This is a genomic window from Thermosporothrix sp. COM3 (genome assembly GCF_059696735.1).
The window spans coordinates 1,018,823-1,041,538 of the sequence record NZ_AP019376.1; the positions used below are offsets into that span (position 1 = coordinate 1,018,823).

A 22,716-nucleotide genomic window follows, 5' to 3' on the forward strand; every position below is an offset into this window, starting at 1 on the left:
CACTACGATGGGGAGTCAAGGAAAGCATGGGAACTTTTACGCCAGACAAAGAACACTTTGTACTCGATGGCAAGCCGTTTCGGGTGCTCTCGGGTGCGCTGCATTATTTCCGGGTCCCGCCTGAATACTGGGATGACCGCCTGCACAAATTGCGCGCAATGGGCTTAAATACGGTCGAGACCTATGTGGCCTGGAACCTGCACGAGCCGCGCCCGGGCGAATTCGATTTCTCCGGGGGGTTGGATCTGGCCCGCTTCATTCAAAAAGCTGCCGAGCAAGGGCTGTATGTGCTGTTGCGGCCCGGCCCGTATATCTGCGCTGAGTGGGAGTTTGGTGGCCTGCCTGCATGGTTGCTTAAAGATCCTGGGATGCGGCTTCGCTGCTATTATCGGCCCTATCTTGAGGCTGTAGATCGTTTCTTTGATGCGCTGTTACCACAGGTGACGCCGCTCCAGATCACGCATGGCGGGCCGATTCTGGCAATGCAGGTTGAGAATGAGTACGGAAGCTATGGCAATGACAAGCGCTACCTGACCTATCTGGCGGAGGGTCTGCGCAGGCGCGGCGTTGACGTGCTGCTCTTTACCTCGGACGGTCCCTCGGATTGGATGATGCAGGGGGGCACGCTGCCCGATGTCTTCAAAACGGCCAATTTCGGTTCTCGGGCTGAGGAAGCGTTCAGGGTCCTGCGCCAGTATCAGCCCGAGGGGCCACTGATGTGTATGGAGTACTGGAATGGCTGGTTCGATCACTGGGGGGAGCCGCATCACACGCGCGAACCGCAGGATGCTGCCGCGTCGCTGGACGAAATCCTTCAGCAGGGTGCGTCGGTCAATATTTATATGTTCCACGGTGGCACGAATTTCGGCTTCATGAGCGGGGCCAATCTGGACATCTGGAGCGGTCAGTATCAGCCTACCGTGACCAGCTATGACTATGATTCGCCGCTTGATGAGGCTGGCGATCCAACCCCGAAATATTATGCGTTCCGTGAGGTGCTCGGCAAATATACCGAGCTGCCAGACATCGACATTGAGCCCTCACCGAAGCAGGCACTCGGCACGGTCGAGCTGACCGAGAGAGCGTCTCTGTTCTCATCGCTTGATCGCTTGAGTCGGCCAGTATGGAGCGCCACACCCGAACCAATGGAGTATTTCGATCAACAGCATGGCTTTATTCTATACCGGACGCAGCTTGCAGGGCCGCTGGTCGAGAATGTGCTATCGATCCGTGGCCTGCATGATCGGGCGCTGGTCTTTGTGAATGGGACCTCTCTGGGCGTGCTTGAGCGCTCTCCTGAAACCCAGACGCTGCCGCTTGCGGTCGGCCCGGAAGGGGTCACGCTGGATATTCTGGTTGAGAATATGGGCCGTGTCAACTATGGGCCCGATTTGCTGGATCGCAAGGGCATTACAGGACATGTGATGCTCGGTCAGCAGTTCCTCTATGACTGGACGATCTATCCGCTTCCGCTTGAGAAGCTTGACGGGCTGGATTTCACTCCGGCGGCATCCGAGGGACAGAACGAACCGACTTTTTATCGGGCAACGTTTGAGGTGCAGGAACAGAAAGACACCTTCCTCGCGCTTCCTGGCTGGACGAAAGGCGTTTGCTGGCTGAATGGCCGCAATCTCGGACGCTATTGGGAGCGTGGCCCACAGAAGACGCTCTATGTGCCGGGTCCATTCCTCAAGCCTGGCCTGAACGAGCTGATTGTCTTTGAGCTGCATGGAACCAAACAGCCAGAGGTTGAGTTCCGGGCCCAGGCCGACTTAGGGGAATAATTGCCAGAAAAAAGATCGCCTCCCGCAGACTGGCAGGCGGTCTTTTTTCGTTGCTTTATTCAACCTCGAAAAGCTTGCAGAGCTCGGCCAGCGAGTGCACAGTGATCTCGGCGATAGAGCGTGGCAGGTGACGCGGCCAGGGGTAGAAGCGATCAATCCAGGCGGTATGCATGCCGACGCGATGTGCTCCCCAGATGTCATAGATTGGATGGTCTCCTACGAACAGGATCTCTTCCGGGGGCAATTCGAGCGCTTTCGCGGCTGCCTGAAAGATCGATGGAGCGGGCTTGTGAGCGCCGAATGCGCCCGAGACAAAGATATGGGGCGTCAGCTTATGAATGCCGTATGCCTCCACTTTGCGCCGCTGCCAGCTCGCGTCTCCATTGGTGATGATACCGAAGGGATGATAAATAGCTAAACAAAGTGTTGACATCTATGGGCGTTTATGGTATTCTCTCCCTATGAGATTAAGTGCCTACGCCCGCAAGATGGGCGTCAACTACAAAACTGCATACCGATGGTGGAAGGCTGGTAAGTTGGACGCTTATCAACTGGATACCGGAACCATCATTGTTCGTGAGCCAGAACAGAGGCAAGAGGTTCCATCCGTTGCTTTGTATGCCCGTGTTTCTTCAGCAGATCAAAAAGAGGATTTAGAGCGGCAAATGCAACGTCTGAAAGACTATGCAGCATCACGTGGCTATCAGGTCAAGAGAACTGTGAGTGATCTGGCTTCAGGACTCAATGAGAACCGCCCAAAGTTGTTGAAGCTGCTCACCGATTTAAGCATCACGGTGGTTGTAGTAGAACATCGTGACCGGCTTACCCGCTTCGGCTTCACCTACATCGAGCAACTGATGCAGACACAGGGACGCCGCATAGAGGTGATCTTTCCATCTGATACAGACACTGATCTCGTGGATGATTTCATAGCCATTATCACTTCAATGGCAAGCCGCATTTATGGCCGTAGGACTTCAAAGAGACGCGCAGAGAAAATCAAGCAGTGTGTTGAGCAGGCGATGAAGGAAGAAGAGTAGTACGATGGCAACCAGAGTACGTGGCTACAAAACCGAATTAGACCTCAACAACGAACAGCGTACCGCTTGCCTCAAACATGCCGGTTGCGCCCGCTTCGCCTACAATTGGGGCCTGGCTCGTTCTCAAGAAGCCTACCGTGCCACCGGCAAACGTCCGACTGCTATTGACTTGCACAAAGAACTCAATGCCCTGAAAAAGACGGACTATCCCTGGATGTATGAGGTGTCCAAGTGCGCCATGCAAGAGGCACTGAGAGACCTGGAGAAAGCATATAAAAACTTCTTCCGCAGAGTCGAACTGAAGAAACAAGGCAAGTGGAAAGGCAAGCTCGGCTTTCCCACCTTCAAGAAGAAAAGCAAAGGCATCGGCTCATTCCGCTTGACTGGCTCCATCAAAGTCTTGAGAGATGCCGTGCAATTGCCACGCTTAGGCCGCTTGCGCCTGCATGAGCATGGCTATCTTCCCACCAATGCAAAGGTACTTTCTGCTACCGTCTCCGAAGAGGCAGGACGCTGGTTTGTCAGTGTGCAAGTGGAAGAGGAACAGAACGCACCCGAACGCACGGCTACTACTGCTCTCGGGGTTGATCTTGGCATTAAGACGCTTGCTACGCTCTCAGATGGAACTACGTTTGAGAACCCACGTGCCTTGAAACAGGCACAGAAGCGCCTCCGACGTTTAGAGAGGCAAAAGTCACGGCGCAAGAAAGCCAGCCAGAATCGCAAGAAGACATGCCGCAAGCTGGCAAAACAACATGCACGTGTTGCCCATATTCGCCGCGACGCTACCCATAAACTCACAACATATCTCACCAAGCACCATGCCCTTGTTGCTATCGAGGACTTGCATGTGTCTGGGATGCTGAAAAACCACAAGCTCGCTCAGGCCATTGCTGATAGCAACTTTGGAGAGATCAGACGACAACTCACCTACAAGGCAGACCTCTACGGAACATGCCTTGTGGTCATAGACCGCTTTTATCCCTCATCGAAAACCTGTTCCTCTTGCGGCTCTGTCAAACCAGTGCTGGACTTGCAAGAGCGAACGTTTGTCTGTAAAGCGTGTGGGATGGTGCTTGATCGTGACCAGAACGCAGCACTCAACCTGCTGCATGAAGCAATGAGAACTACCGGCAGTTCGTCGGGAAGTTACGCCTGTGGAGTGGGAAGCTCTGGCTCTTCCGATGGGAAGAGTGAAACTCTCCACGTTGAAGCAGGAACCAACCCGCATTTAGGCATGTCCTAAATGTCTAAGTATTGGAGAACGGAATGTGATTCGCGTGCAGGGCGTGGAGCAACGGGTAAGCTCCGGCGTCAGGCCGAGCGATCATGCTGCTTAAAAGCTCCTCCTGATAGTGCTGCTGAAGGTCTTCAAGAGCCGTATCAAATGCTGGATATTCCTGCTGCAAGAAGCGAAAGAGTTCGATTCTGGGAGTGCTGCCGTGGTAGTCAACCGTGACCAGAAGATCAACGATATGGTCCACAATGGCGGGATCGTCGCTGATGTTGTGCTTGCGGGTGAAGGCGGTGGCCCAGTGACGGATCACCTCTTCCCATGCATACATGGTGTCGTCAAAGTCAAAGAGAATGCCTTTCATGCCGGTTGGTAGTGTGATATGTGCCTGCTTTTCTGTAGAAATACTCATATTCTCCTTTGCAATGATGAAAAAAATGAAAGTAAGTGCATAAAAAAGTGGGGATCTGCTGTTATCATACAATCACTTTGGGAAGCAGGCAAGGGGGCTGTGTTTTCTTGTAGTACCGTCCTGTCATACCACCTGGTTCAATGTATGCTTGCTATGGAACCAAATAACGAAGCGGGAATAGATCTCCTCTTCTCGCTGTTCTTATAAGTAGATTGAGTAATTGTCGTTTTGACACTTTTATCCGGGAGGGGGTAAAGAAAGAGATGTTGACTTTTCTTATGACATTCGCCGTCTTCGCGCTGTTTGGTCTGATCGCTTATCATTTCGGGGTTGATAGCAGGGATGGGTTGAATAGTCCCGAGTGGGAGCGCCGCTATGCATGGAGCCTGGCGCAGCACTGATCGCGCGAGTGGAGCCGCGCCGTTCCTTCGAGAGAGGGAGCGTGACGCGGCTCTTCTGTTTGGGCGCTAATTATCTTCATCGAGGGAGAAGGTATGATGTCCTGCCGGGCAATAGTATTGCAGGTCCCCATCTTCGTCGGTATCGGGCATGCTCTCTGTTTCGGGATCTACCAGTAAAATAGCTTCTTCCTGATCGTAAGGGCAAGTCTGGTATTTAATTTGCTCAACGTTCATGTTATACTCCTCTTTCGCTCCGGTAGTCATGCTGACCGGAGTTTCTTTTGTCCTTCTTGTCTATGAGTGGCTTTGATGTTTGATAAAAGAGGAGGGAAGCGCGATTCGGGCCCTATCGTTTCGTATCTCCTCACTTCTATCAATGACTCTATATTGTCTTTTTGGGTTCTTCAATATCTGGTACCAAAGTAGGCGGGAAGTACTGTATCACTACGCTATTTGAAGTAGACTACAATGAGGATAGAGCGTCTTGCTTGCGGGAAAAAATGGAGCCTGTTAGAATGGCTCAGGCAAAGAAAAACGGGGAGATCTCGATGACATATCGTTTTACGCAGGAAAAGCAGGATTACTCGGACCTTGCAACCGGACGTGTGCTGTACAGCGTGCCCGGCAGGGTGGCGTTTCCGGTACGCCTGGCAAGCGAGCTGTTTCAACGTTGCCTGAGCCTCTATCAACAGCGCGGAGGCACAACACCCTGTGTGTTGTATGATCCCTGCTGTGGCGGGGCTTCGCTGCTGGTCAGCGTGGGCTTTTTACATGGAAGCAAACTTTCAGCCGTGATCGGTTCGGACGCGGACCCTGATGTGTTGCCGCTTGCGGAGAAGAACCTTGCGCTGTTAACCCCTCAGGGCCTGGAACAGCGGATTGCGCAGCTTCAGACGCTTTATCAGGAGTATGGCAAACCCTCGCATGCTGAGGCATTGGAGAGCGCATACCGCTTGCAGCGCCAGTTGACGCCGTTGACCATTGGACTGTTTCAAGCTGATGTCATGCGACCGCTCGACCCGACACGCTTTCCAAAGTCGGTTGATCTGGTGATGGTCGATCTGCCCTATGGTCAGCATACTGGTTGGTTGCATGCTTCCGCCGCACAGGACCCTGCGACCGCGCTGCTGGACTCCCTGCGCTCCATACTCTCGCCCGCTGCGGTTGTCGCTCTGATTACGACGAAGCAACACAAAGTAGTACATGAGCAGTTTCGGCGCCTGGAACAGTTCAGTATTGGCAAGCGGCGCATCCTGCTCTGTGCGTCTGAAACCTGAGAGGTGAGCGTATGAATTCTGGCTGGCGAGGTCGTTGTTACGAGGATTTTACGGTTGGCGATGTCTATCAGCACGCGCTCGGGCGGACGATCAATAGCACCGACAACACATGGTTTACGCTGTTGACCATGAACTCCAACTCGCTGCACTTTGACCGCCACTATGCGGCCCAGACCGAGTTCAAGCGGCCCCTGGTGGATTCGACGTTTACGCTTGCGCTGGTGACGGGGCTGTCGGTTGCCGATATCTCGCAAAACGCGATCAATCTGGGATGGGATGCGGTGCGGCTTCCCGCGCCTGTATATGAGGGCGATACACTCTATGCACGAAGTGAGATTCTCTCGAAGCGCGAGTCACGGTCCTATCCCGAGCGGGGCATTGTGCAGGTTAAGACGGTGGGTTTCAATCAAAACGGGGTGGTGGTAATCGAGTTTCAGCGAACGATTATGGTCTACAAGCGGGCTTATCTGCCCGAGCTACCCACACCGAAGCCGCGTGAGCCGCGTCAGGATGGCTAAGAGCAGGGATGCTTGACAGAAATAAAGTTTCATTTTAGAATTGAAGTATGAAACTTTGTGCCGAAGGCGTCCGCTGAAAAAGGAAAGGAGTTCCCCATGTCTTTCTCGTTCATCCAGATCACCGACCATCATCTAGGCGAAACCGAAGCCTCTTTGCTTGACGGCTACGCAACTGCCCATGCGTTTCGCAAGGTGATGCGGCATATTGCTGAGCATACCGCTGTACATGTTGATTTCCTTGTCTCGACCGGTGATCTGGTGGATGATCCTTCCGAGGTCTCCTACCGCAACCTGTGCCAGATGCTTGAGCTTCAGCCAGCACAGCAAGCGCCGGGACCGGCTCTGGTCTCGATAGAGGGTTTGCAGCGCTTCCCCATGTATTTCTTGCCCGGAAACCACGACGATCGGGAAAATTTCTTCCGTCATCTTTTCCCCGGAACACCGCCTGTGCCGCATATGAACGCACGCTTTGAGCATAAAGGGGTGCAGTTCCTCTGCCTGGATTGGGGGCCGAGGGGAAAAGCGGTGCCCCATCAGGATACACTGGAGTTTCTCGCACAATCGTTACAGCATTCTATGCCGACCATACTGCTGATGCATCACCATATTCTCCCTGTTGGGAGTCGCTGGATAGATTCGTATCTGCCCGACGATTTCCGCGCCTTCTGGAAGCTGCTCGACGGACACCAGATTCTCGGGATCTTCTACGGCCACACGCATGTGACTTCAGAAAAGCTGGTAGCGAATATTCCTGTCTATGGGCTGCGTTCCACGGCGATGCAGTTTACCCTTACTGATCCACCAGTGCCCTGTGCGCAGCCGCTCCAGTATCGCCTGGTGACGGTACAGGATGGTTTTTTGACAACCCGACTCTTTGAGATTCCCCTGTAGGCATGCGGCGGAGTGGCGCTGCTGTCCGCCCCTTGACAGAAGAGATTAGGGCATGCTAATATCTGAGTAGAAAGGTAGGAATTAAATCGGGAGCTCGCCAGGCTGCCGAGCAGGGGTATAAGACACGATGTGAGATACGGTTTTGCTGCTCATTGTCGCTACCTTGAAGCCAGTAACCAGCGGTTATTGGCTTTCTTTTTTTGATAGTTCTCTTTTATGTGGCGCATGCTACAATGGTGAAGATAACACGATTGATCTCAATCTAGTATTTCACGAGGAGCGCAATGACAACACATGTATTGCCCCATTGGGACATGACCCCCATTTTCCCGTCTCTCGATTCTCCTGAGTTTGAGCGCGGCTTTCAGGAGGGCCGGGATGCGATTCTTGATCTCGTGCGCCTCTTTGATCAGCATCAGGTGACTGAACAGCCGGTCAGTGCCGAAATTAACGATACAGTTGTTCAGAGCTTTGAAGCGATCATAGAACGCTATAATGCCGTTCTTGAGCAGATAGAGACGCTTGGAACCTATATTGCCTGCTTTGTTGACACAAACTCACAAAATACGCTTGCACAGGCAAAGCTCAGCGAAATGCATCAAGCGACAGTCTATCTGGCGCAGCTTGGCACTCGCCTGACTGCCTGGCTCGGGGCGCTGGATATCGATCAGTTGATGCAGCGCTCGGAGGTTGCGCGCCAGCATGCTTTCTTGCTGCGGCAAGCAAAGGTGCAGTCACAGCATCTGATGTCATCGGCCGAAGAGATCCTGGCCTCTGAGCTGAACGTTAGCGGTGGCACGGCCTGGGGACAGCTTCACAGCAATCTGACCTCACAGATTATGGTGCCGCTGACACTGAACGGCGAGACCAAAGAATATCCCATGAGCGAGATTCGCAACTTCGCCTATCATCCAGAGCGCGAGGTGCGCCGCAGGGCCTATGAAGCCGAGCTAGCCGCCTGGGAGCGTTCGGCCTTGCCGCTGGCCGCTGCCATGAACAGCATCAAGCATGAGACGAATGTCCTGTCGCAGAAGCGCCACTGGGAATCCCCGCTTGACTCGACCCTGTTCATGAACAGCATCGATCGTCAGACGCTTGACGCGATGATGACCGCTGCTCGCGATTCGTTCCCCGATTTTCGGCGCTATCTTCAGGCGAAGGCACGGCTGCTCGGGCTTGAGAAGCTGGCCTGGTACGATATTTCTGCACCGGTTGGCAAAAGTGAACGCGTCTGGTCATATGATGATGCGGCCTCCTTTATCGTTGAGCAGTTTGGTGCGTTCTCCGCGAAGCTCTCCGACTTTGCCGCTCGCGCCTTCCGCGAACACTGGATCGATGCCGAGCCGCGCCCGGGCAAGGTTGGCGGTGCGTATTGTGCCGAGATTCGGAAGGGTGAGTCGCGCATTCTGGCGAACTATACACCGTCCTATGATGGCATGTCGACGCTGGCGCACGAGCTCGGCCACGGCTATCACAATCTGAATCTGGAACATCGAACCGCGCTTCAGGCGATGACTCCGATGACGCTTGCTGAGACGGCCAGTATCTTTTGCGAGACCATCGTGCGCAATGCGGCCCTGCGCAATGCAGGCAAGCAAGAGCAATTGATGATTCTGGAAGCCTCGCTCCAGAACTCGTGTCAGGTGGTGGTCGATATCACCAGCCGCTTCCTTTTTGAGCAGGGCGTCTTCGAGAAGCGGCTTCAGCGCGAGCTCTCGATTGAGGAGTTGAACGAGCTGATGCTTGAGTCGCAGCGTCAGACCTATGGCGATGGCCTCGACGAGTCGCTGCTGCATCCATACATGTGGGCCGTGAAGGGGCACTATTACAGCACTGGCTTGCCGTTCTACAATTACCCGTATATGTTCGGGCTGCTCTTCGGGCTCGGGCTCTACGCGCAGTATCAGCGTGACCCGGAGACCTTCAAGCGGGGCTATGATGAGCTACTCTCGTCGACCGGCATGGCTGATGCGGCGGAACTGGCGCAGCGCTTCGGGATCGACATTCGGAGTGAAGCGTTCTGGCGCTCAAGCCTCGATATGGTTCGCCAGGATATTGACGAGTTCGAGCGTCTGGCGCGTGAGGCGTGATGATATCCATCATAATCTGATGTTATAGGGCCGGGAGAGCACTTCCCGGCCTGCTTGATTACTCGGCCCTCTCGCCAAGCGCGAAGAGCGACATCACCTGTTTCTCCTTTGCAGAGGGGGAGAAAAAGGTAATAACTTCATTATCGTAGTATTCCAGTCCGGTCGCGCCAAGGCCAAGCGCCGCCGCCGCAAGCTGTGCATTGCCGCTGAAGATGCCGCTCTCAAGCTGGGCGACGCGATAGCCCCGGTTGCCGTCACGGATCAGCAGCTCTTCCAGCGCTATCAGGCTGTAGACTGAGACTGCTGCCTCACCGCCGGACTTCTGATCGAACGCAAGGTGCGTAGCGTCCTTCCGGAAATCGCCCTCTTTGAGCAGCTCGAGCGCTTTCTGCTCGGGATGCAGGATATACGCTCCGGGCTTCAGGTCGCTCACGTTGTTGACCAGCAGGTAGATGTCGTTCAGTGGGCGGCCTGCGGGGTCGAAGCAGTCAGCGTTGGGCAGATGAAGCGCATTCAGCAGGATTGTTGAGAGCTTCTCGAAGCTGAGCGGTTGCTGTGCGAAGCGATGCGCCGAACTGCGCTGCTGAATGACCTGCTCGATCGGTGCGGTTGGCCAATCATCGAGCGGCATCGGGCGCAGCGGGATCAAGGTACCCTCAGGGGCGGCATGTGGCGGGAATGGAGCCTCCGCGTCGCGCCATGTCGCGCTTTCCTCGCCTGTTGAGAACAGTGTGGCCTCATGTATATCCTCGATCAGCGGGTATTCCTCTTCCTTCGGGGAAAGTGGCTCGGTCGGTAGCTCAAGCTCCTCGATGACGGGCGCGTTTCCTGGTTCCTCTGCGGTGGCTCCAAGCGCCGCCAGACTGATCGCTGCCTCGCGATAGCCATCGATAGCAAGCAAGCTGTTCACGATATCGTCGGCAAAGCTTTCAATGAGCTTGAATGGCAGCTCGGCAGAGGTCGCGACGGCGTGAAGATTCGCGAGGAGCGTGCCGTTATCCCAGAACGTATGGCGATAGGTACGCGGTCCGAACTTGCAGGAGTTGCGCCAGAAGGTGTCAGTGAAGATGGCAAGCACGGGAGCATGCGCAACCGCCGTCTCGTTGCCGGTTGCTTCGAGCAGGACACGCCGAAAATCTCCGCTTCTCAGGCGGCGCAAGCTGTGATCGTGTGCGCCATAGTGATAGACTCCGGCTGGCAGGTCCGCCAGATCGCCACAGACAAGGTAAAGCTCAAAGTGATAGAGCCCTCCGGTACAGGCGGCTGCTCGCTTCTCTTCGTCTGGCCTGGTCAGCCCGCTGGTATAGTAACAGAGGCGGGCAAGCGTCTGAAGATCGGGAACGCGGTTTGCCGCCTGTTCCGAAGCGGCGACCGCCTGAAGTGCCGATATTGAGCCAGATGCAAGCTGTTTGGGCAACGCGATCGGTTCAAGCGAGGTATACTTTTTGTAGAGCAAGGGCTGTTGCTTCGGGTTGTATTCGGAAACGGCGAGCTGGTCGCCTGGAAAATAGCTTGAGACCGCATGATAGGCGAGCGCGGCCCGATAGTTATATTCACTCATAGTGAGATGATCCTTTTCTGTGAGATAGGTACTGTTTCGGACATCTTCATTATATACTGCTTTCCGGTCAGCGTGTTACAATACAAGGTGTACGCCCGAGTTCTCGGGAAAGAATCCCGCATGTAAGGAGTGCATATTGTATGACGACAGCGCACACGTTGCCGCGTTGGGACCTGACAACCATTTATCCTGGCCTTGACTCCCCCGAGTTTACCGCTGACTTCCAGCAGCTTGCTCGTTCTGTTGACGAACTGGCTGCCCTCTTTGACACGTACGGTGTGAATGGGGGGGTGACAGCGCCGGTTGATGAGACGCTGGTGCAGCACTTTGAAGAGATTATTAAGCGCTATAACGCGATTCGTGATGCAGCGCGTACCCTGGTGGTCTATATTACCAGCCATGTGAACACGAACTCGCGTGATACAACCGCGCAGGCTCGCTACAGTGAGTATAGCCGAACCGGCACGAAGCTCTATCAGCTCTCAACGCGCCTGACTGCCTGGATCGGTTCACTGGAGGTTGAGGAGCTTATCAAGCGCTCTCAGGTGGCCGCTGACCATGCCTATGCGCTGAGAACAGCGAGCAAGGAAGCAAAGCACTTGATGTCGCCCGCTGAAGAGGTGCTGGCTTCCGAACTGAATCTGAGCGGTGGGGCCGCGTGGAGCCGCCTGCATGGCAATATCGCTTCACAGATGCGGGTGTCGCTGGAGCTGGCCGGCGAGTCGAAAGAGTACCCTATGAGCGCCATTCGCAACTTCGCCTTTGAGGCGGATCGTGAGGTGCGTCGTAAGGCCTACGAGGCCGAGCTAGCCGCCTGGGAGCGCGTAGCCTTGCCGCTGGCTGCTGCCATGAACAGCATCAAGCATGAGGTCAATGTGCTCTCACAGAAGCGCAACTGGGAGACGCCACTCGACGCGTCTCTGTTCGCCAACAGCATTGATCGCCAGACACTTGACGCGATGATGTCCGCGGCTCGTGCCTCATTCCCCGATTTTCGGCGCTATCTGCGGGCAAAGGCACGGCTGCTCGGGCTTGAGAAGCTGGCCTGGTATGACCTGTTTGCGCCGGTGGCACGAGAAAGCCGCACCTGGCATTTCGAGGAAGCGGCGGCCTTTATTGTCAAGCAGTTTGGCACCTACTCGCCACGGCTTGCCGGTCTGGCTGAACGCGCTTTTCGAGAGGGCTGGATTGATGCCGAGCCGCGCCCGGGCAAGCGTGACGGCGCCTACTGTACCTCGCTGCGTGCTGATGAATCGCGCATTCTTGCCAACTTTAAACCGGCCTATGGTGGCATGAGCACGCTGGCGCACGAGCTCGGACATGCCTATCATAACTTCAACATGGTGCATCGCACGCCATTGCAGCGCGGGCACCCGATGACGCTTGCCGAGACGGCCAGTATCTTCTGCGAAACGATTATCAAGCAGGCGACGCTTGCCGAAGCAGATAAGCAGGAGAAGCTGGCAATCCTGGAAGCCTCGCTTCAGGACTCATGTCAGGTGGTGGTCGATATCACCAGCCGCTTCCTTTTTGAGCAGGGCGTCTTCGAGAAGCGGCTTCAGCGCGAGTTGTCTGTGGGTGAGCTCAATGAGCTGATGCTTGAGTCGCAGCGTCAGACCTATGGCGATGGCCTCGACGAGTCGCTGCTGCATCCGTACATGTGGGCTGTGAAGGGGCACTATTACAGCACTGGCCTCTCCTTCTACAATTACCCGTATATGTTCGGTCTGCTCTTCGGGCTCGGGCTCTATGCCTACTATCAGCGTGACCCGGAGACCTTCAAGGCGGGCTATGATGAGCTACTCTCGTCAACCGGCATGGCTGATGCGGCGGAACTGGCGCAGCGCTTCGGGATCGACATTCGGAGTGAAGCGTTCTGGCGCTCAAGCCTTGATATCATCCGCCAGGATATTGACGAGTTCGAGCGTCTGGCGCGTGAGGCGTAGAGCGTATCTATCATAACCTGATGTCAATCAAAAGGGCCGGGAGAGCGCTTCCCCGGCCTACTTGACTTCTTCGCTTTGGTATGTCATAACAGGGGAAAAATGACGCATGGAGAGCTCTCGATATGATCTTGAAACGGCTCAGGCTGCTGCTCTGGCCGCTGGCTGTGCTTGTCCTGCTTGCTTTGAACTGGCTCTGTGCGCAGCAGGCGCTCCCCATAGAGCTGACGGTGCAGGGACAGACGAAGACGTTGCATGCCGGCAGTACAACACTCAATCTGGGGGTGCCCGGCAAGCCGCGAGAGCTGGAATTGGTGCGCTATGATCCGCTGGTGCACGAATATCAGCTTGATGGCAGTGATAGCACGAATAACTTCTCGCTTGATGTCAACTATCTGCGCCACATCTCTTCTTCCCCGTATTATCGCTTCTATGCCTGGATGCGCGGCCTCGATGATCTGAGTCGGTGGCGTGATCTTGAGGTGCGAGCTGGCGAGCGAACGCTTGTCTCGAAGTCCTGGCCCGGCAACGGAGAGCGGATCACCCTGCCTCAGAACGGCTCGTATAGCGTGCGCTTGCAGTGGCAGCTTCCAGAGACGCCGCGCCAGTTGAATCTGTGGCTTGATGACGGCTCGGTGTTGCATATCATCCTGAATCGTAATGATCGCTTCCTTGCTGTCACGGAGGATTCACCGACGAGCGGACCGGATCAGGAGCTTGCTCGCGTCTTTTTTCCCGAGGATCCCGGGCCGTTTGTGGCCATGAACCTGAGCACGGTCGTTCGCTCGCTGTTGTGGGCGGTGATCCTGCTTGGCGGGGTGCTCTTGCTTGAGCTTGGTCTTGGCTGGTTGCTGCGCTGGTTCCCACAGCGAGAGCGGAAGGCATGGCGGCTGTTCTCCTGGTCGTCTGCTCTCACGAAGGCGCTGCACCCGCTCGTTTTATTGCTTCTGCTCGGGTCATTTCTGTTTGTCTCCTGGATCGCGCTTGTGCAGTATCACGCGATGCCGCATATTTTTGATGCCAGCGCCTATTATTTCGCCGCCAAAACCTACGCCCAGGGACGGCTTTTCGCGCCTGAGCCGCCGGTTCCCGAGAGCTTCCCGGGCCCATTTATGGTGCAGCTTGCGGGAAAGTGGTTCGCTCAGTATCCGCCGGGAACAGCGCTGACTCTGACGCCGGGCTTCTGGCTTGGTGTGCCGTGGCTTGTTGAGCCGCTTTTAGGGACACTGGCCTTGCTCGGTATTGGATTGATTGCGGCGCGGCTCTTCAATCGGCGGGTAGCTTCGCTGGCGGTGTTGCTCGGGGCGCTCTCGCCCTTTTATAGCTATCTGGCTGCAAGCTACATGAGCCATACCATCGCGCTCTTTTATCTAGTGTGGGGGATCTGGGGTGTGGTGCGTTATGCGCAGGGCGGCAGAATGTGGAGCCTGGTGCTCGGGCTGTTCTCGTTCGGCATGCTGGCTTTGACGCGTGATCTGGTGGGCTTGCTCTGCATCGGGCTGGTCGTTCCCGGGCTTGTCTGGCTGCTCTGGAATCGACTCGGGCGCGATTGGTATGCATGGTCATTGCCGCTGGTCTGGATGGGAAGCGTGGTGATCCTCTTCCTGACGATTTCGCTTGTCATCAATATAATTCTTACCGGGAATATGCTGTTGCCGCCGAGGCAACTTTTCTTTGCCGGTGATCGTTTTGGTTTTGGCGAGGGGATCGGATTTTATGGCAAGCACACGCTGGCGGCGGGGCTGGTCAACCTGGACGAGTTGCTCACGAGCCTCGCGCTTGATCTCTATGGCTGGCCGTTTTACTGCACCTTTGCGCTGTTGCTGGTGCCGTTTCTGGCGAGGCGTGCGAAGCTGCTCGACTGGTATTGTCTGGCCTGTGGAGCCGTCTTGATCGGGGCGTATGTCGGCTATTTCTATCATGGTATCTATCTTGGTCCGCGCTATCTCTACGAGTCGTTGCCGTTCTTGCTGGTGTTGACAGCTCGCGGGATCGTTGTATTGATCGAGCTGGCGAAGGAGCTGCGGGTGCGTCTGAAGCTGGCTCAGTGGGGAAGCGGTGCCGTTACGGTGGTGCTGGTTCTGCTCCTGCTGGCCTGCAATCTGGGCTATTACCTGCCGCGCCAGATCGAGCGCTACACCAATTACAACGGCTTTCCGGTCGGGCAAAGACTGGATCTCGATACACTCTATCATCCCAACATACATAACGCGCTCATTATTATAAATGATGTATTACTCTATCAAAATGTGCTGTTTCCGCTCAATGATCCCGGGTTACAGGGCGATGTGATCTACGCCTGTGCGTCTGATTCGAGTAAGGTAGAGAGCCTGCGCAAGGCCTTTCCTCAACGAGATCTGTATATGGTGACGGTCGGCACTGATGGGCGTGTTTATTATAGCAGGCTGGATAGCAGCCGACCGAAAATGGAGCTTCGGGACTGATCTGTATGCTTGTCGTCTGTTTGCCGACTATGATATAGTAGAGAACAATGAATGGTAATGGGGCTTGCCACGTCTCCTGAGTTGTAACAGGGAACTCATTAGAAAAGAAGGATAAGACGAAACCGCGCATTGCGCTGATAGCTCCTGCAAAACGGGGAAGCAGGGGCTTTTTTTGCTTCCCTCCGCCATGTTGTATCATCAAAACAAGGGAGTTGTTTGATTTGTATGACGTTTGCATCACTCTTGCTGACAGGCGGCGTCGGGCTTGCTGGCGCTCTGGGAGCCGTGGCGCGTTATCTGCTTGGTAGTTTCATCTCGGAGCATACTTCTTCCGCTTTTCCTTCTGGCACACTGATCATCAATGTCAGTGGCGCGTTTGTGATCGGTCTGATCTTTGCTTTTACTTCGCGTGGATTTCTCAGCGCGGCGACACAAACCGTGCTTGCAACTGGCTTCCTGGGCGGCTACACGACGTTCAGCACCATGAGTTGGGAGGCGTTCCAATTGATGAGAGGGGCGCTGCCTCGTGGCCTGCTCTATCTTGGCCTGACATACGTGCTCGGGCTTGGCGCGGAGATCCTGGGCCTGCTGGTGGGGAGGGCGCTATGAGAACACGTGCGTTGCTGGCGGTCTTTTGTGGCGGCTTCTGTGGCACGCTGGCCCGCTATCTGGTGGTAACGGTGCTTCAGGCGCATGGCTGGCCGTATGACATTCTGTTCGCGAACCTGACGGGGGCCTTGCTGTTTGCCTGTTTGACGCTGCTTGCTGACACAACCGACCTGATTGGCCCGACGCGCCGGCTGGTGTTGATGACTGGCTTCTGTGGTGCATACACGACCTTTAGCAGCCTTGCCCTGGGAGATGTGCAGCTCTTCGAGCGTGGGCAATGGCTTCCCGGGCTGCTGTACCTTGTGGTCAGCGTGATAGGTGGTCTGCTGGCGGTCTATCTGGGGAGCGTGTGTGGAAGCTTCCTGGGCCGCCGCATCAAACGAAAGGCGATAGTGTCCGGACCAATCATCCAGGAAGAAGTAGAACAGGTGGGGGAGAAGCTCTAGCGGCTTGCTCCCCTTGCTGCGTGTATCAGGTGACAGAGGGCGGCTCTGTTGAGTAGCGCTCGTATATCCGTTCGGTCACGATCTGGCGGAGACGCATGATAGCGGTATGAATGTCGCGATAGGAAGTATACAGCGGAGCGATGCCGAGGCGAATGGTATCGGGTGCGCGGAAATCGGGTAGTACCTTCATTTCGTGAATCAAGGCCTGATCGATGCGCAGACCCTCGGGATGCCCGAGTGAGACGTGTGAGCCGCGCAGCCCCGCATCTCGTGGCGAGTTCAGCGTAAAGCCAAGTGGCTTCAGCAGCTCCTCCCAGAGCAGGATGAGGTACTCGCTTTGTCGAATCGACCTGGCACGCAGGGCGTCGATGCCGCATTCGAGCAGCAGATCAACCCCGGGCTCAATGAGGGAGAGGGAGAGAATCGGCGGCGTGCCGGTCAGGAAGCGTCTCAGGCCGCTGGCGGGCTCGTAGTTCAGGCCCAGCTCAAACGGGTGATTCTGGCCCCACCAGCCGCTTAACGGGTTCCGCAGCCGGTCTTGCAGGTCGCGCCGAATGTAGAGGAATGCGGGCGCGCCAGGACCGCCATTCACGTACTTGTACGTACAGCCGACAGCAAGGTCAACGTTGGCCTCATTCAGCTTGATGGGCACGGCTCCAACCGAGTGACAGAGATCCCATAAGACCAGGCTCCCGGCTTTGTGAGCGGCCTGCGTCACTTCGGCCATGTCATAGGTAAAGCTGCTGATAAACGCGGTATGTGAGAGCGAGACCAGCGCCGTCTGCTCGTTCAGGCTATCATACAGGCGCGTTACAGGGCCATGAATGCCGTCTGGCGAGGCGAGCACGTCCAGGTGATGCTGATGCCCGAGCAGCTCGATAGCTCCTTGCAGGATATAGAGATCTGACGGGAAATTCAGGTTATCAGTCAGGATGTGGGTTCTACCCTGCTGGAGGCGCAACGCGGCAACGACCAGCTTGAAAAGATTGACCGAGGTCGAGTCTGCAACAATGACCTCATCGGGCTGTGCGCCGATCAGCCGGGCAATTTTCGCCCCCACGCGTTCGGGCGCGGTATACCATCCCTCCTCATTCCAGCCGCGAATCAGGCTCTCGCCCCATTCCTGCTGAACCAGCCTGTTTGCTCGCTCAATGGCCAGTTTTGGCAGGCGACCAAGCGAGTTCCCGTCCAGATAGATCAGGTCAGGATCGCTGATATGAAAGCGCTCCCGGAACGATGCGAGCGGGTCCTGACGGTCCAGCTCGTCCGCATAATGTTCATCGAGTCGAAAAGGCGTCACTCCAAAACCTCCCCTCTTATAGTGATGAGCGAATGGCCCAGAGATCGGGAAAGACGGGCTTGAGCGTTGTTGCCAGATAGCGGGCTCCGGTAGAGCCACCTGTCCCCGGCTTGCTGCCAATGGTGCGTTCGACCATTTTGACATGACGGTAGCGCCATTCCTGTAATCCCTCGTCGATATCGAGCAGGAGTTCACAGACATTCTGGACCGACGGATTCTGGCGATAGACGTCGATCAGGATGCGTTGTAGCTCTTCAGATGGCTCCAGAGGCTGTGTGACATCGCGATTCAGCAGTGACTCCGGGACGGGATAGCCGTTCTGATGCAGGTAGTGCAGGAAGGCATCCCAGAGGCCTGGCGCATAGAACCGCTGCTCAAGCCGATCGCGGCCCGGAAAGTCTGCCGGATAGTGACGTAGAATGGCGCTGCGCTTGTGCCCGAGCAGGAATTCGATCTCGCGAAACTGAATCGACTGGAAGCCACTGGACGAGCCGAGCAAGCCCCGGAAGGCGTTGAACTCAAGCGGCGTCATGGTTTCCAGAACATCGATTTGCGCGACGACGGTCTTGAGGATTTTGAGAATGCGGTTCGCGGTATGCTCAATATGTGGGTTATCTTTATTCTGGAAATGGGTCTTTAAATAGTCGAACTCGTGGAGCAGTACCTTAAACCAGAGCTCATAGACCTGATGGATGACGATAAAGAGGAGCTCATCATGCTCCGGTCCCGGGCTTTTGGGGACTTGCAGGCGCAAGAGGTCTTCCAGGCGCAAATAGCTGACATAGGTCAATGCCTGAGATGACTGCTCTTCTGTGCCGTGCGTTGTCTGCTGTGAATCAATCGTTTTCATGACACAATGATCCTTCTCTCGTGCCTGTGGGCCTGCTGTCTCATTTTCAGGTATTCTATAAAGACTATGATACCCCTAAATTTTGATACAATAAATGGGAAAACAAAGGTGTTTTCAGCAAAATGCTTTAGAGTTCAAGGAAAAGAAAAGAATGACTGCTGATATCGAAAGATTGCTTGATGAGACAGGGTGGCAGCTCTTGCAGGCGCTTCAGGAGAACGCGCGGCTCTCCTTTCAGGCATTGGGTCAACGGGTGGGCCTCTCGGCGCCAGCCGTCGCCGAGCGCATACGTAGAATGGAGGATGCTGGTATTATAAAAGGCTATCGTGCGGAAATAGATACCGCGCTTATCGGGCTCCCAATTACGGCTATTGTGCGCATCAGTACTCCAATGGGGGAGCGCTATTCGCAGTTCGCGACCACGGCACCCGAGATCGCGGAAGTGCTGGAATGCTATCATGTGACTGGCAATGATGCCCTGGTGATGAAGGTTGCTGTCTCTTCGGTCAAGCATCTTGAGTCGCTGATTGATCGCCTTTCGGTCTACGGGCAGGTGACGACCTCTATTGTGCTCTCGGCCCCCGTGACGCATCGCACAATCACACGCCAGACGTTGCAGCCGCCTGAGGACGAGCGTTAGCCACAGCGAGAAACCTTTTCCGGGCCGCATTCGTGCTCTGTCAGAGAAACGAGTATTCCTGAATTCTTTACGCTTCTTGCACGAAGTACAGGAAAGGGTGGCTTATGGCGACCGTTGCGCTTACGCAAAGCGAGCAGATCGGGCAAGCAATCACCGAGGCGTTGCAGTATTTTCGGCTTGAGCCGCTGATTCGGAACAAGCGGGTAGCCGTAAAACCAAACGATACGTGGGCCTCAGATCAGGATAAGACCGCGGTGACACAGCCGGATACCTTGCGGTCGGTACTGCGCCATATCAAGCTCTACGAGCCGAGTGAGCTGATCGTGACGGGTGGGGCCGGAGCAGCCGAAACGGATCAGGTGTTTGAGACCGCTGACCTGATGGCTGTGGTCAGGGAAGAAGGTGCGACGTTTGTTGACCACAATCGCGGGCCATTTCAGGAAATCGAGCTCTTTTACGCGCCAGAGATAGATGTTGCTGGGCCGCAGAAGAGTATTATGGTAAATCCGCGTATTTTGAGCTATGAGACGCTGATTGTGCTGAGCCAGCTCAAAGTGCATGAGTCGGCCACTGTGACCCTGGCATTGAAAAACATTGCAATGTCATTCCCTGCTGCCGATTATTACGGGCATCCACGCGCTTCACAGGCGAACAAGCATCATTTTTTTGAGGATCTCCATTCTTTTATTGCTGCAATGCATCACCGCTTTCCTGCTCAACTGGCGATTACAGTGGGACATCCAGCAATGGTCGCAAGTGGTCCTGTTGGTGGCTACACGGCGGAAACAGGGATTGTGATTGTCAGTGATGATACGCTGGCTGCCGATGTGGTCGGGGCGCGGCTTCTGGGCTTTCATGTGCAGGGTGTACGTCATTTGTGGGAGGCGAGCCGCCTGGGGCCGGGTGAAGCGGATATTGAGAAGATGCAGTTTCCCGCGATGTCGCTTCAGGACGCGATTAAGATCTATACCAGGAAGGTGTATGGGAAGGAAATGACCTTCCAGCATCCCTGAAATCGAGGAGGCGTGAGCGGTACGTTGACGCCTCCTTTTTCTCTACTATGTATGTGACCATTTGTTCTACAGAATAAAATCTATCCCTCGCTTTTTACGCCGCTCGCCTGTATTCTTTCTCTTACGCTGCTGCACATGATATAATACCGGGAATAATCTCTGCACCGAGACAGCAGCAGAAAGAATAGTGGACAGGATGGACTCTTATGCAAGGACAGGCAGCAGACAGTTTTACGTTTTTTGTGATCAGTGACGTCCATATCGAACCGGGGAACACCCGGGCTATTTCTCACTTTCAGACGGCATTGCAGGATCTTCACGAAATCGCTCCCCAGGCGGGTGCGCTGGTTATCAATGGCGATATGACCAGCACTGGCAGGCCACAGAGTTACGCCGCCTTTCAGGAGGTGCTGAACAGTTGTCCTCACCCCGATGCCACCTATTTGACCATTGGCAATCATGAGTTCTTTCATGGCGAGGGCAACGAGGTTGCAATACAGCGCTTCCTTGCTGTCACTGGCGAGCGTGCTGTGTACTATTCCCGGAAGATAGGCGGGTATCCGTTTCTCTTTCTTGGCTCTGAGAGCTGGGGGCCGGTTGGTTCCCCATACAAAGACTCGGCGGTGCTGACCGAGAAGCAGCTTGATTGGCTCAAGCAGGAGTTGCAGCGGAGTGTTTCGCCTGATACAGATCATACGGGCCCTATTTTTCTCTTCCTGCATCAGCCGCTCCCGAACACGGTTTCGGGCTCCCCCCTCTGGCACCCTGTGCGGCAGGACAAGGAATTGCGGGCGTTGCTGGCACCATATCCGCAGGTGATCCTCTTTTCGGGCCATACCCATTATAGTCTGCAATCACCTACAATGGTAGTGCAGCAGCGCTGGACAATGGTGAATTCTGCGACCGTCTATCAGTTGTGGGGTGATGACGAGGTAGAGGGCGAGGTCCCGCTTGAGACGGATGATAGTCAGGGGCTTGTGGTCGAGGTCTCGGGCTCCTCGGTCATCATTCGTGCCCGTGAGTTTCTGCGCAAACAGTGGCTTTCACACTACGTCATTGATCTTGAGAGTGGCTCTCTCACCATAGAGCAGATATAAGAGAACGTACACGTGTACGTAGCCGTTTACGTATACGTGTACGAAAACGGGGGTGAGCAGTGCTGCATGCGACCTAAGCATGTGGTGGCTGCTCCCGCTGATTCTGGCGCGCAGATGCTCCCTACAGGGCACCATTCATCTTTTTTATCGGTAGGCAGCAATGCCATTCTTGAATGCTTGCTCGTCTCCGTCTTCCAGTCCGTACAGTGCCTCCTGAAGCGCAAACGTGCCCGCATAGAAGCGCGCGCGAATCAGCATTGTTTCGATCTCCGGATAAATAGAAGTAAAACGGGCAAGGAACGCTTCACCATACGAGACCGAGCAGAGGAGAGCGGCGAAATCAGAGGCGGGATCACCCCGGTCGGCCGAGCTAAAATCGATAATGCCGCTGATAGAGCGAGTCTCAGGATTGTACAGGATATTGCCGGGGCCGAAATCCCCATGAATAAATGCAGGTTGGTAGCTGTAGAGATGTGCTTTGCTAAGGAAGGCGTCGAAGTGCTTGCTTACCTGCTCACGTGCATCCGGACGCATAAAAGGATATAGCTTCGTCTGAAACCGCTTGTAGAGCGCGTGCCATTGTTCAAACTGCTGCTGTTCGGGCGCTGGCTCTTTCGGCACATAGGCATGTAATTGGCGCAAAAAGCGGGCAAGCTGTTCGGCGAGATGCTGCTGTGTCTGCTCATCCAGCGAATGCAGGAGAGCGGGGTATAGTGGCTCTCCGGGCAGCATCGCATAGCCCATAAACCATTCACCAACCGGTGCATTGTCGCGACTCAGATACACCGGGTCGGGCACGGGAAGCGGGAGTTTGCCCTGTAGATCGCGTAATAGTGCGACCTCGCGTTGCTGTGTGTCAAGCTCGCGCCTGGTTTTCGGGAAGCGAAAAATCAGTGCCTCGTTGACTTGAAGCACGGTGTTAAACTGGCCATTTTGATTCAGGCGGCATGTTTGAATGTTGAGTTGCGGATATGCCTGCTTGATTGCCTCAATATACCGTTCCATATACCATCCTTTCCCCTCAATTATACCCCCTTTCTTCTCGCGATGGAACTGATCTGGTTTCAGGCACCCTCAAATATGGGGAGAATGAATACGTATGATTGTGAACAAAAGGAGAGGACACCAGAAAAAGAGGGTTTTCCTTGAAAGGGGGGACTGGTAGC

Annotated in this window: 22 protein-coding genes and 1 riboswitch; of the genes, 15 read left to right on the plus strand and 7 right to left on the minus strand. The window is 55.1% G+C overall.

The window, feature by feature from the left end; translation table 11 throughout:
• Positions 1–26: 26 nt before the first annotated feature.
• The gene (locus KTH_RS04390; protein ID WP_111323186.1) at positions 27–1,784 is read left to right on the plus strand and encodes a glycoside hydrolase family 35 protein; all 1,758 of its coding nucleotides are present in this window, start codon (positions 27–29) and stop codon (positions 1,782–1,784) included.
• A 55-nt stretch (positions 1,785–1,839) separates the two neighbouring features.
• On the opposite strand, the gene KTH_RS04395 is transcribed toward KTH_RS04390, so the two are convergent.
• Positions 1,840–2,217 carry an HAD family hydrolase gene (locus tag KTH_RS04395; RefSeq protein WP_497616643.1) on the minus strand — a complete coding sequence of 126 codons (378 nt, stop codon included), beginning with the start codon at positions 2,215–2,217 and terminating at the stop codon, positions 1,840–1,842.
• 28 nt (positions 2,218–2,245) lie between these two features.
• Between KTH_RS04395 and KTH_RS04400 the strand changes: the two genes are divergently transcribed.
• Both KTH_RS04400 and KTH_RS04405 read left to right on the plus strand, forming a co-directional pair.
• Positions 2,246–2,824: an IS607 family transposase gene (locus KTH_RS04400; protein WP_497616645.1), complete on the plus strand. Its 579-nt coding sequence runs from the start codon at positions 2,246–2,248 to the stop codon at positions 2,822–2,824.
• Positions 2,825–2,828: 4 nt separating this feature from the next.
• Entirely contained in the window at positions 2,829–4,070 is a 1,242-nt protein-coding gene (locus KTH_RS04405) for an RNA-guided endonuclease InsQ/TnpB family protein (RefSeq protein WP_497616648.1), read from the plus strand.
• A gap of 4 nt (positions 4,071–4,074) precedes the next feature.
• Here KTH_RS04405 and KTH_RS04410 read toward each other — a convergent pair whose 3' ends face one another.
• Positions 4,075–4,470 carry an HAD family hydrolase gene (locus KTH_RS04410; RefSeq protein WP_497616651.1) on the minus strand — a complete coding sequence of 132 codons (396 nt, stop codon included), beginning with the start codon at positions 4,468–4,470 and terminating at the stop codon, positions 4,075–4,077.
• Positions 4,471–4,733: 263 nt separating this feature from the next.
• On the opposite strand from KTH_RS04410, the gene KTH_RS04415 reads away from it, so the two are divergent.
• Positions 4,734–4,871, plus strand: coding sequence for a hypothetical protein (locus KTH_RS04415; protein ID WP_497616652.1), 138 nt, complete (start codon positions 4,734–4,736; stop codon positions 4,869–4,871).
• Positions 4,872–4,937: 66 nt separating this feature from the next.
• On the opposite strand, the gene KTH_RS04420 is transcribed toward KTH_RS04415, so the two are convergent.
• The gene (locus tag KTH_RS04420; protein ID WP_170142625.1) at positions 4,938–5,105 is read right to left on the minus strand and encodes a hypothetical protein; all 168 of its coding nucleotides are present in this window, start codon (positions 5,103–5,105) and stop codon (positions 4,938–4,940) included.
• Positions 5,106–5,386: 281 nt separating this feature from the next.
• On the opposite strand from KTH_RS04420, the gene KTH_RS04425 reads away from it, so the two are divergent.
• From KTH_RS04425 to KTH_RS04440, 4 genes are all read left to right on the plus strand, one after another.
• Entirely contained in the window at positions 5,387–6,148 is a 762-nt protein-coding gene (locus KTH_RS04425; RefSeq protein WP_497616655.1) for a hypothetical protein, read from the plus strand.
• A complete protein-coding gene (locus KTH_RS04430) occupies positions 6,145–6,666 on the plus strand; it encodes a MaoC family dehydratase (protein ID WP_371859989.1) in 522 nt (173 codons plus the stop codon). The genes KTH_RS04425 and KTH_RS04430 overlap by 4 nt, the downstream gene beginning before the upstream one ends.
• Positions 6,667–6,762: 96 nt before the next feature.
• A complete protein-coding gene (locus KTH_RS04435; protein ID WP_111323196.1) occupies positions 6,763–7,557 on the plus strand; it encodes a metallophosphoesterase family protein in 795 nt (264 codons plus the stop codon).
• 284 nt (positions 7,558–7,841) lie between these two features.
• On the plus strand, positions 7,842–9,647 hold the full coding sequence (locus KTH_RS04440; protein ID WP_111323198.1) for a M3 family oligoendopeptidase: 1,806 nt from the start codon (positions 7,842–7,844) through the stop codon (positions 9,645–9,647).
• A gap of 58 nt (positions 9,648–9,705) precedes the next feature.
• On the opposite strand, the gene KTH_RS04445 is transcribed toward KTH_RS04440, so the two are convergent.
• A complete protein-coding gene (locus KTH_RS04445) occupies positions 9,706–11,208 on the minus strand; it encodes a SagB family peptide dehydrogenase (RefSeq protein ID WP_111323200.1) in 1,503 nt (500 codons plus the stop codon).
• A gap of 140 nt (positions 11,209–11,348) precedes the next feature.
• On the opposite strand from KTH_RS04445, the gene KTH_RS04450 reads away from it, so the two are divergent.
• From KTH_RS04450 to crcB (KTH_RS04465), 4 genes are all read left to right on the plus strand, one after another.
• Positions 11,349–13,154: a M3 family oligoendopeptidase gene (locus tag KTH_RS04450; protein ID WP_111323202.1), complete on the plus strand. Its 1,806-nt coding sequence runs from the start codon at positions 11,349–11,351 to the stop codon at positions 13,152–13,154.
• Positions 13,155–13,276: 122 nt separating this feature from the next.
• Entirely contained in the window at positions 13,277–15,595 is a 2,319-nt protein-coding gene (locus tag KTH_RS04455) for an ArnT family glycosyltransferase (protein WP_497616658.1), read from the plus strand.
• A gap of 44 nt (positions 15,596–15,639) precedes the next feature.
• A riboswitch (Fluoride riboswitch) is annotated at positions 15,640–15,749 on the plus strand.
• 71 nt (positions 15,750–15,820) lie between these two features.
• Complete coding sequence (crcB, locus tag KTH_RS04460) at positions 15,821–16,204, plus strand: fluoride efflux transporter CrcB (protein ID WP_111323206.1); 384 nt, start codon at positions 15,821–15,823, stop codon at positions 16,202–16,204.
• A complete protein-coding gene (crcB, locus tag KTH_RS04465; RefSeq protein WP_111323208.1) occupies positions 16,201–16,650 on the plus strand; it encodes a fluoride efflux transporter CrcB in 450 nt (149 codons plus the stop codon). Before crcB (KTH_RS04460) ends, crcB (KTH_RS04465) begins: the two co-directional genes overlap by 4 nt.
• Before the next feature lie 25 nt (positions 16,651–16,675).
• Here crcB (KTH_RS04465) and kynU read toward each other — a convergent pair whose 3' ends face one another.
• Positions 16,676–17,950 carry a kynureninase gene (gene kynU, locus KTH_RS04470; protein ID WP_111323210.1) on the minus strand — a complete coding sequence of 425 codons (1,275 nt, stop codon included), beginning with the start codon at positions 17,948–17,950 and terminating at the stop codon, positions 16,676–16,678.
• 16 nt (positions 17,951–17,966) lie between these two features.
• Entirely contained in the window at positions 17,967–18,800 is an 834-nt protein-coding gene (locus tag KTH_RS04475; protein ID WP_111323212.1) for a tryptophan 2,3-dioxygenase, read from the minus strand.
• Between the two features lie 151 nt (positions 18,801–18,951).
• Here KTH_RS04475 and KTH_RS04480 point away from each other — a divergent pair, with 151 nt between their 5' ends.
• From KTH_RS04480 to KTH_RS04490, 3 genes are all read left to right on the plus strand, one after another.
• A complete protein-coding gene (locus KTH_RS04480; RefSeq protein ID WP_111323214.1) occupies positions 18,952–19,440 on the plus strand; it encodes an Lrp/AsnC family transcriptional regulator in 489 nt (162 codons plus the stop codon).
• A gap of 104 nt (positions 19,441–19,544) precedes the next feature.
• Positions 19,545–20,453, plus strand: a complete 909-nt coding sequence (locus tag KTH_RS04485) for a DUF362 domain-containing protein (RefSeq protein WP_111323216.1) — start codon at positions 19,545–19,547, stop codon at positions 20,451–20,453.
• Positions 20,454–20,659: 206 nt separating this feature from the next.
• Entirely contained in the window at positions 20,660–21,550 is an 891-nt protein-coding gene (locus KTH_RS04490) for a metallophosphoesterase family protein (RefSeq protein ID WP_497616661.1), read from the plus strand.
• 144 nt (positions 21,551–21,694) lie between these two features.
• Here the strand turns inward: KTH_RS04490 and KTH_RS04495 are convergent, their stop codons facing one another.
• On the minus strand, positions 21,695–22,555 hold the full coding sequence (locus tag KTH_RS04495) for a phosphotransferase family protein (protein ID WP_497616663.1): 861 nt from the start codon (positions 22,553–22,555) through the stop codon (positions 21,695–21,697).
• Positions 22,556–22,716: the final 161 nt, after the last annotated feature.

Coding starts and splice junctions, on each gene's coding strand:
- KTH_RS04390 (WP_111323186.1), top strand. CDS start 27: ATGGGAACTTTTACGCCAGACAAAGAACACTTTGTACTCGATGGCAAG.
- KTH_RS04395 (WP_497616643.1), bottom strand. CDS start 2,217: ATGTCAACACTTTGTTTAGCTATTTATCATCCCTTCGGTATCATCACC.
- KTH_RS04400 (WP_497616645.1), top strand. CDS start 2,246: ATGAGATTAAGTGCCTACGCCCGCAAGATGGGCGTCAACTACAAAACT.
- KTH_RS04405 (WP_497616648.1), top strand. CDS start 2,829: ATGGCAACCAGAGTACGTGGCTACAAAACCGAATTAGACCTCAACAAC.
- KTH_RS04410 (WP_497616651.1), bottom strand. CDS start 4,470: ATGAGTATTTCTACAGAAAAGCAGGCACATATCACACTACCAACCGGC.
- KTH_RS04415 (WP_497616652.1), top strand. CDS start 4,734: ATGTTGACTTTTCTTATGACATTCGCCGTCTTCGCGCTGTTTGGTCTG.
- KTH_RS04420 (WP_170142625.1), bottom strand. CDS start 5,105: ATGAACGTTGAGCAAATTAAATACCAGACTTGCCCTTACGATCAGGAA.
- KTH_RS04425 (WP_497616655.1), top strand. CDS start 5,387: ATGGCTCAGGCAAAGAAAAACGGGGAGATCTCGATGACATATCGTTTT.
- KTH_RS04435 (WP_111323196.1), top strand. CDS start 6,763: ATGTCTTTCTCGTTCATCCAGATCACCGACCATCATCTAGGCGAAACC.
- KTH_RS04440 (WP_111323198.1), top strand. CDS start 7,842: ATGACAACACATGTATTGCCCCATTGGGACATGACCCCCATTTTCCCG.
- KTH_RS04445 (WP_111323200.1), bottom strand. CDS start 11,208: ATGAGTGAATATAACTATCGGGCCGCGCTCGCCTATCATGCGGTCTCA.
- KTH_RS04450 (WP_111323202.1), top strand. CDS start 11,349: ATGACGACAGCGCACACGTTGCCGCGTTGGGACCTGACAACCATTTAT.
- KTH_RS04455 (WP_497616658.1), top strand. CDS start 13,277: ATGATCTTGAAACGGCTCAGGCTGCTGCTCTGGCCGCTGGCTGTGCTT.
- crcB (WP_111323206.1), top strand. CDS start 15,821: ATGACGTTTGCATCACTCTTGCTGACAGGCGGCGTCGGGCTTGCTGGC.
- crcB (WP_111323208.1), top strand. CDS start 16,201: ATGAGAACACGTGCGTTGCTGGCGGTCTTTTGTGGCGGCTTCTGTGGC.
- KTH_RS04475 (WP_111323212.1), bottom strand. CDS start 18,800: ATGAAAACGATTGATTCACAGCAGACAACGCACGGCACAGAAGAGCAG.
- KTH_RS04480 (WP_111323214.1), top strand. CDS start 18,952: ATGACTGCTGATATCGAAAGATTGCTTGATGAGACAGGGTGGCAGCTC.
- KTH_RS04485 (WP_111323216.1), top strand. CDS start 19,545: ATGGCGACCGTTGCGCTTACGCAAAGCGAGCAGATCGGGCAAGCAATC.
- KTH_RS04490 (WP_497616661.1), top strand. CDS start 20,660: ATGCAAGGACAGGCAGCAGACAGTTTTACGTTTTTTGTGATCAGTGAC.
- KTH_RS04495 (WP_497616663.1), bottom strand. CDS start 22,555: ATGGAACGGTATATTGAGGCAATCAAGCAGGCATATCCGCAACTCAAC.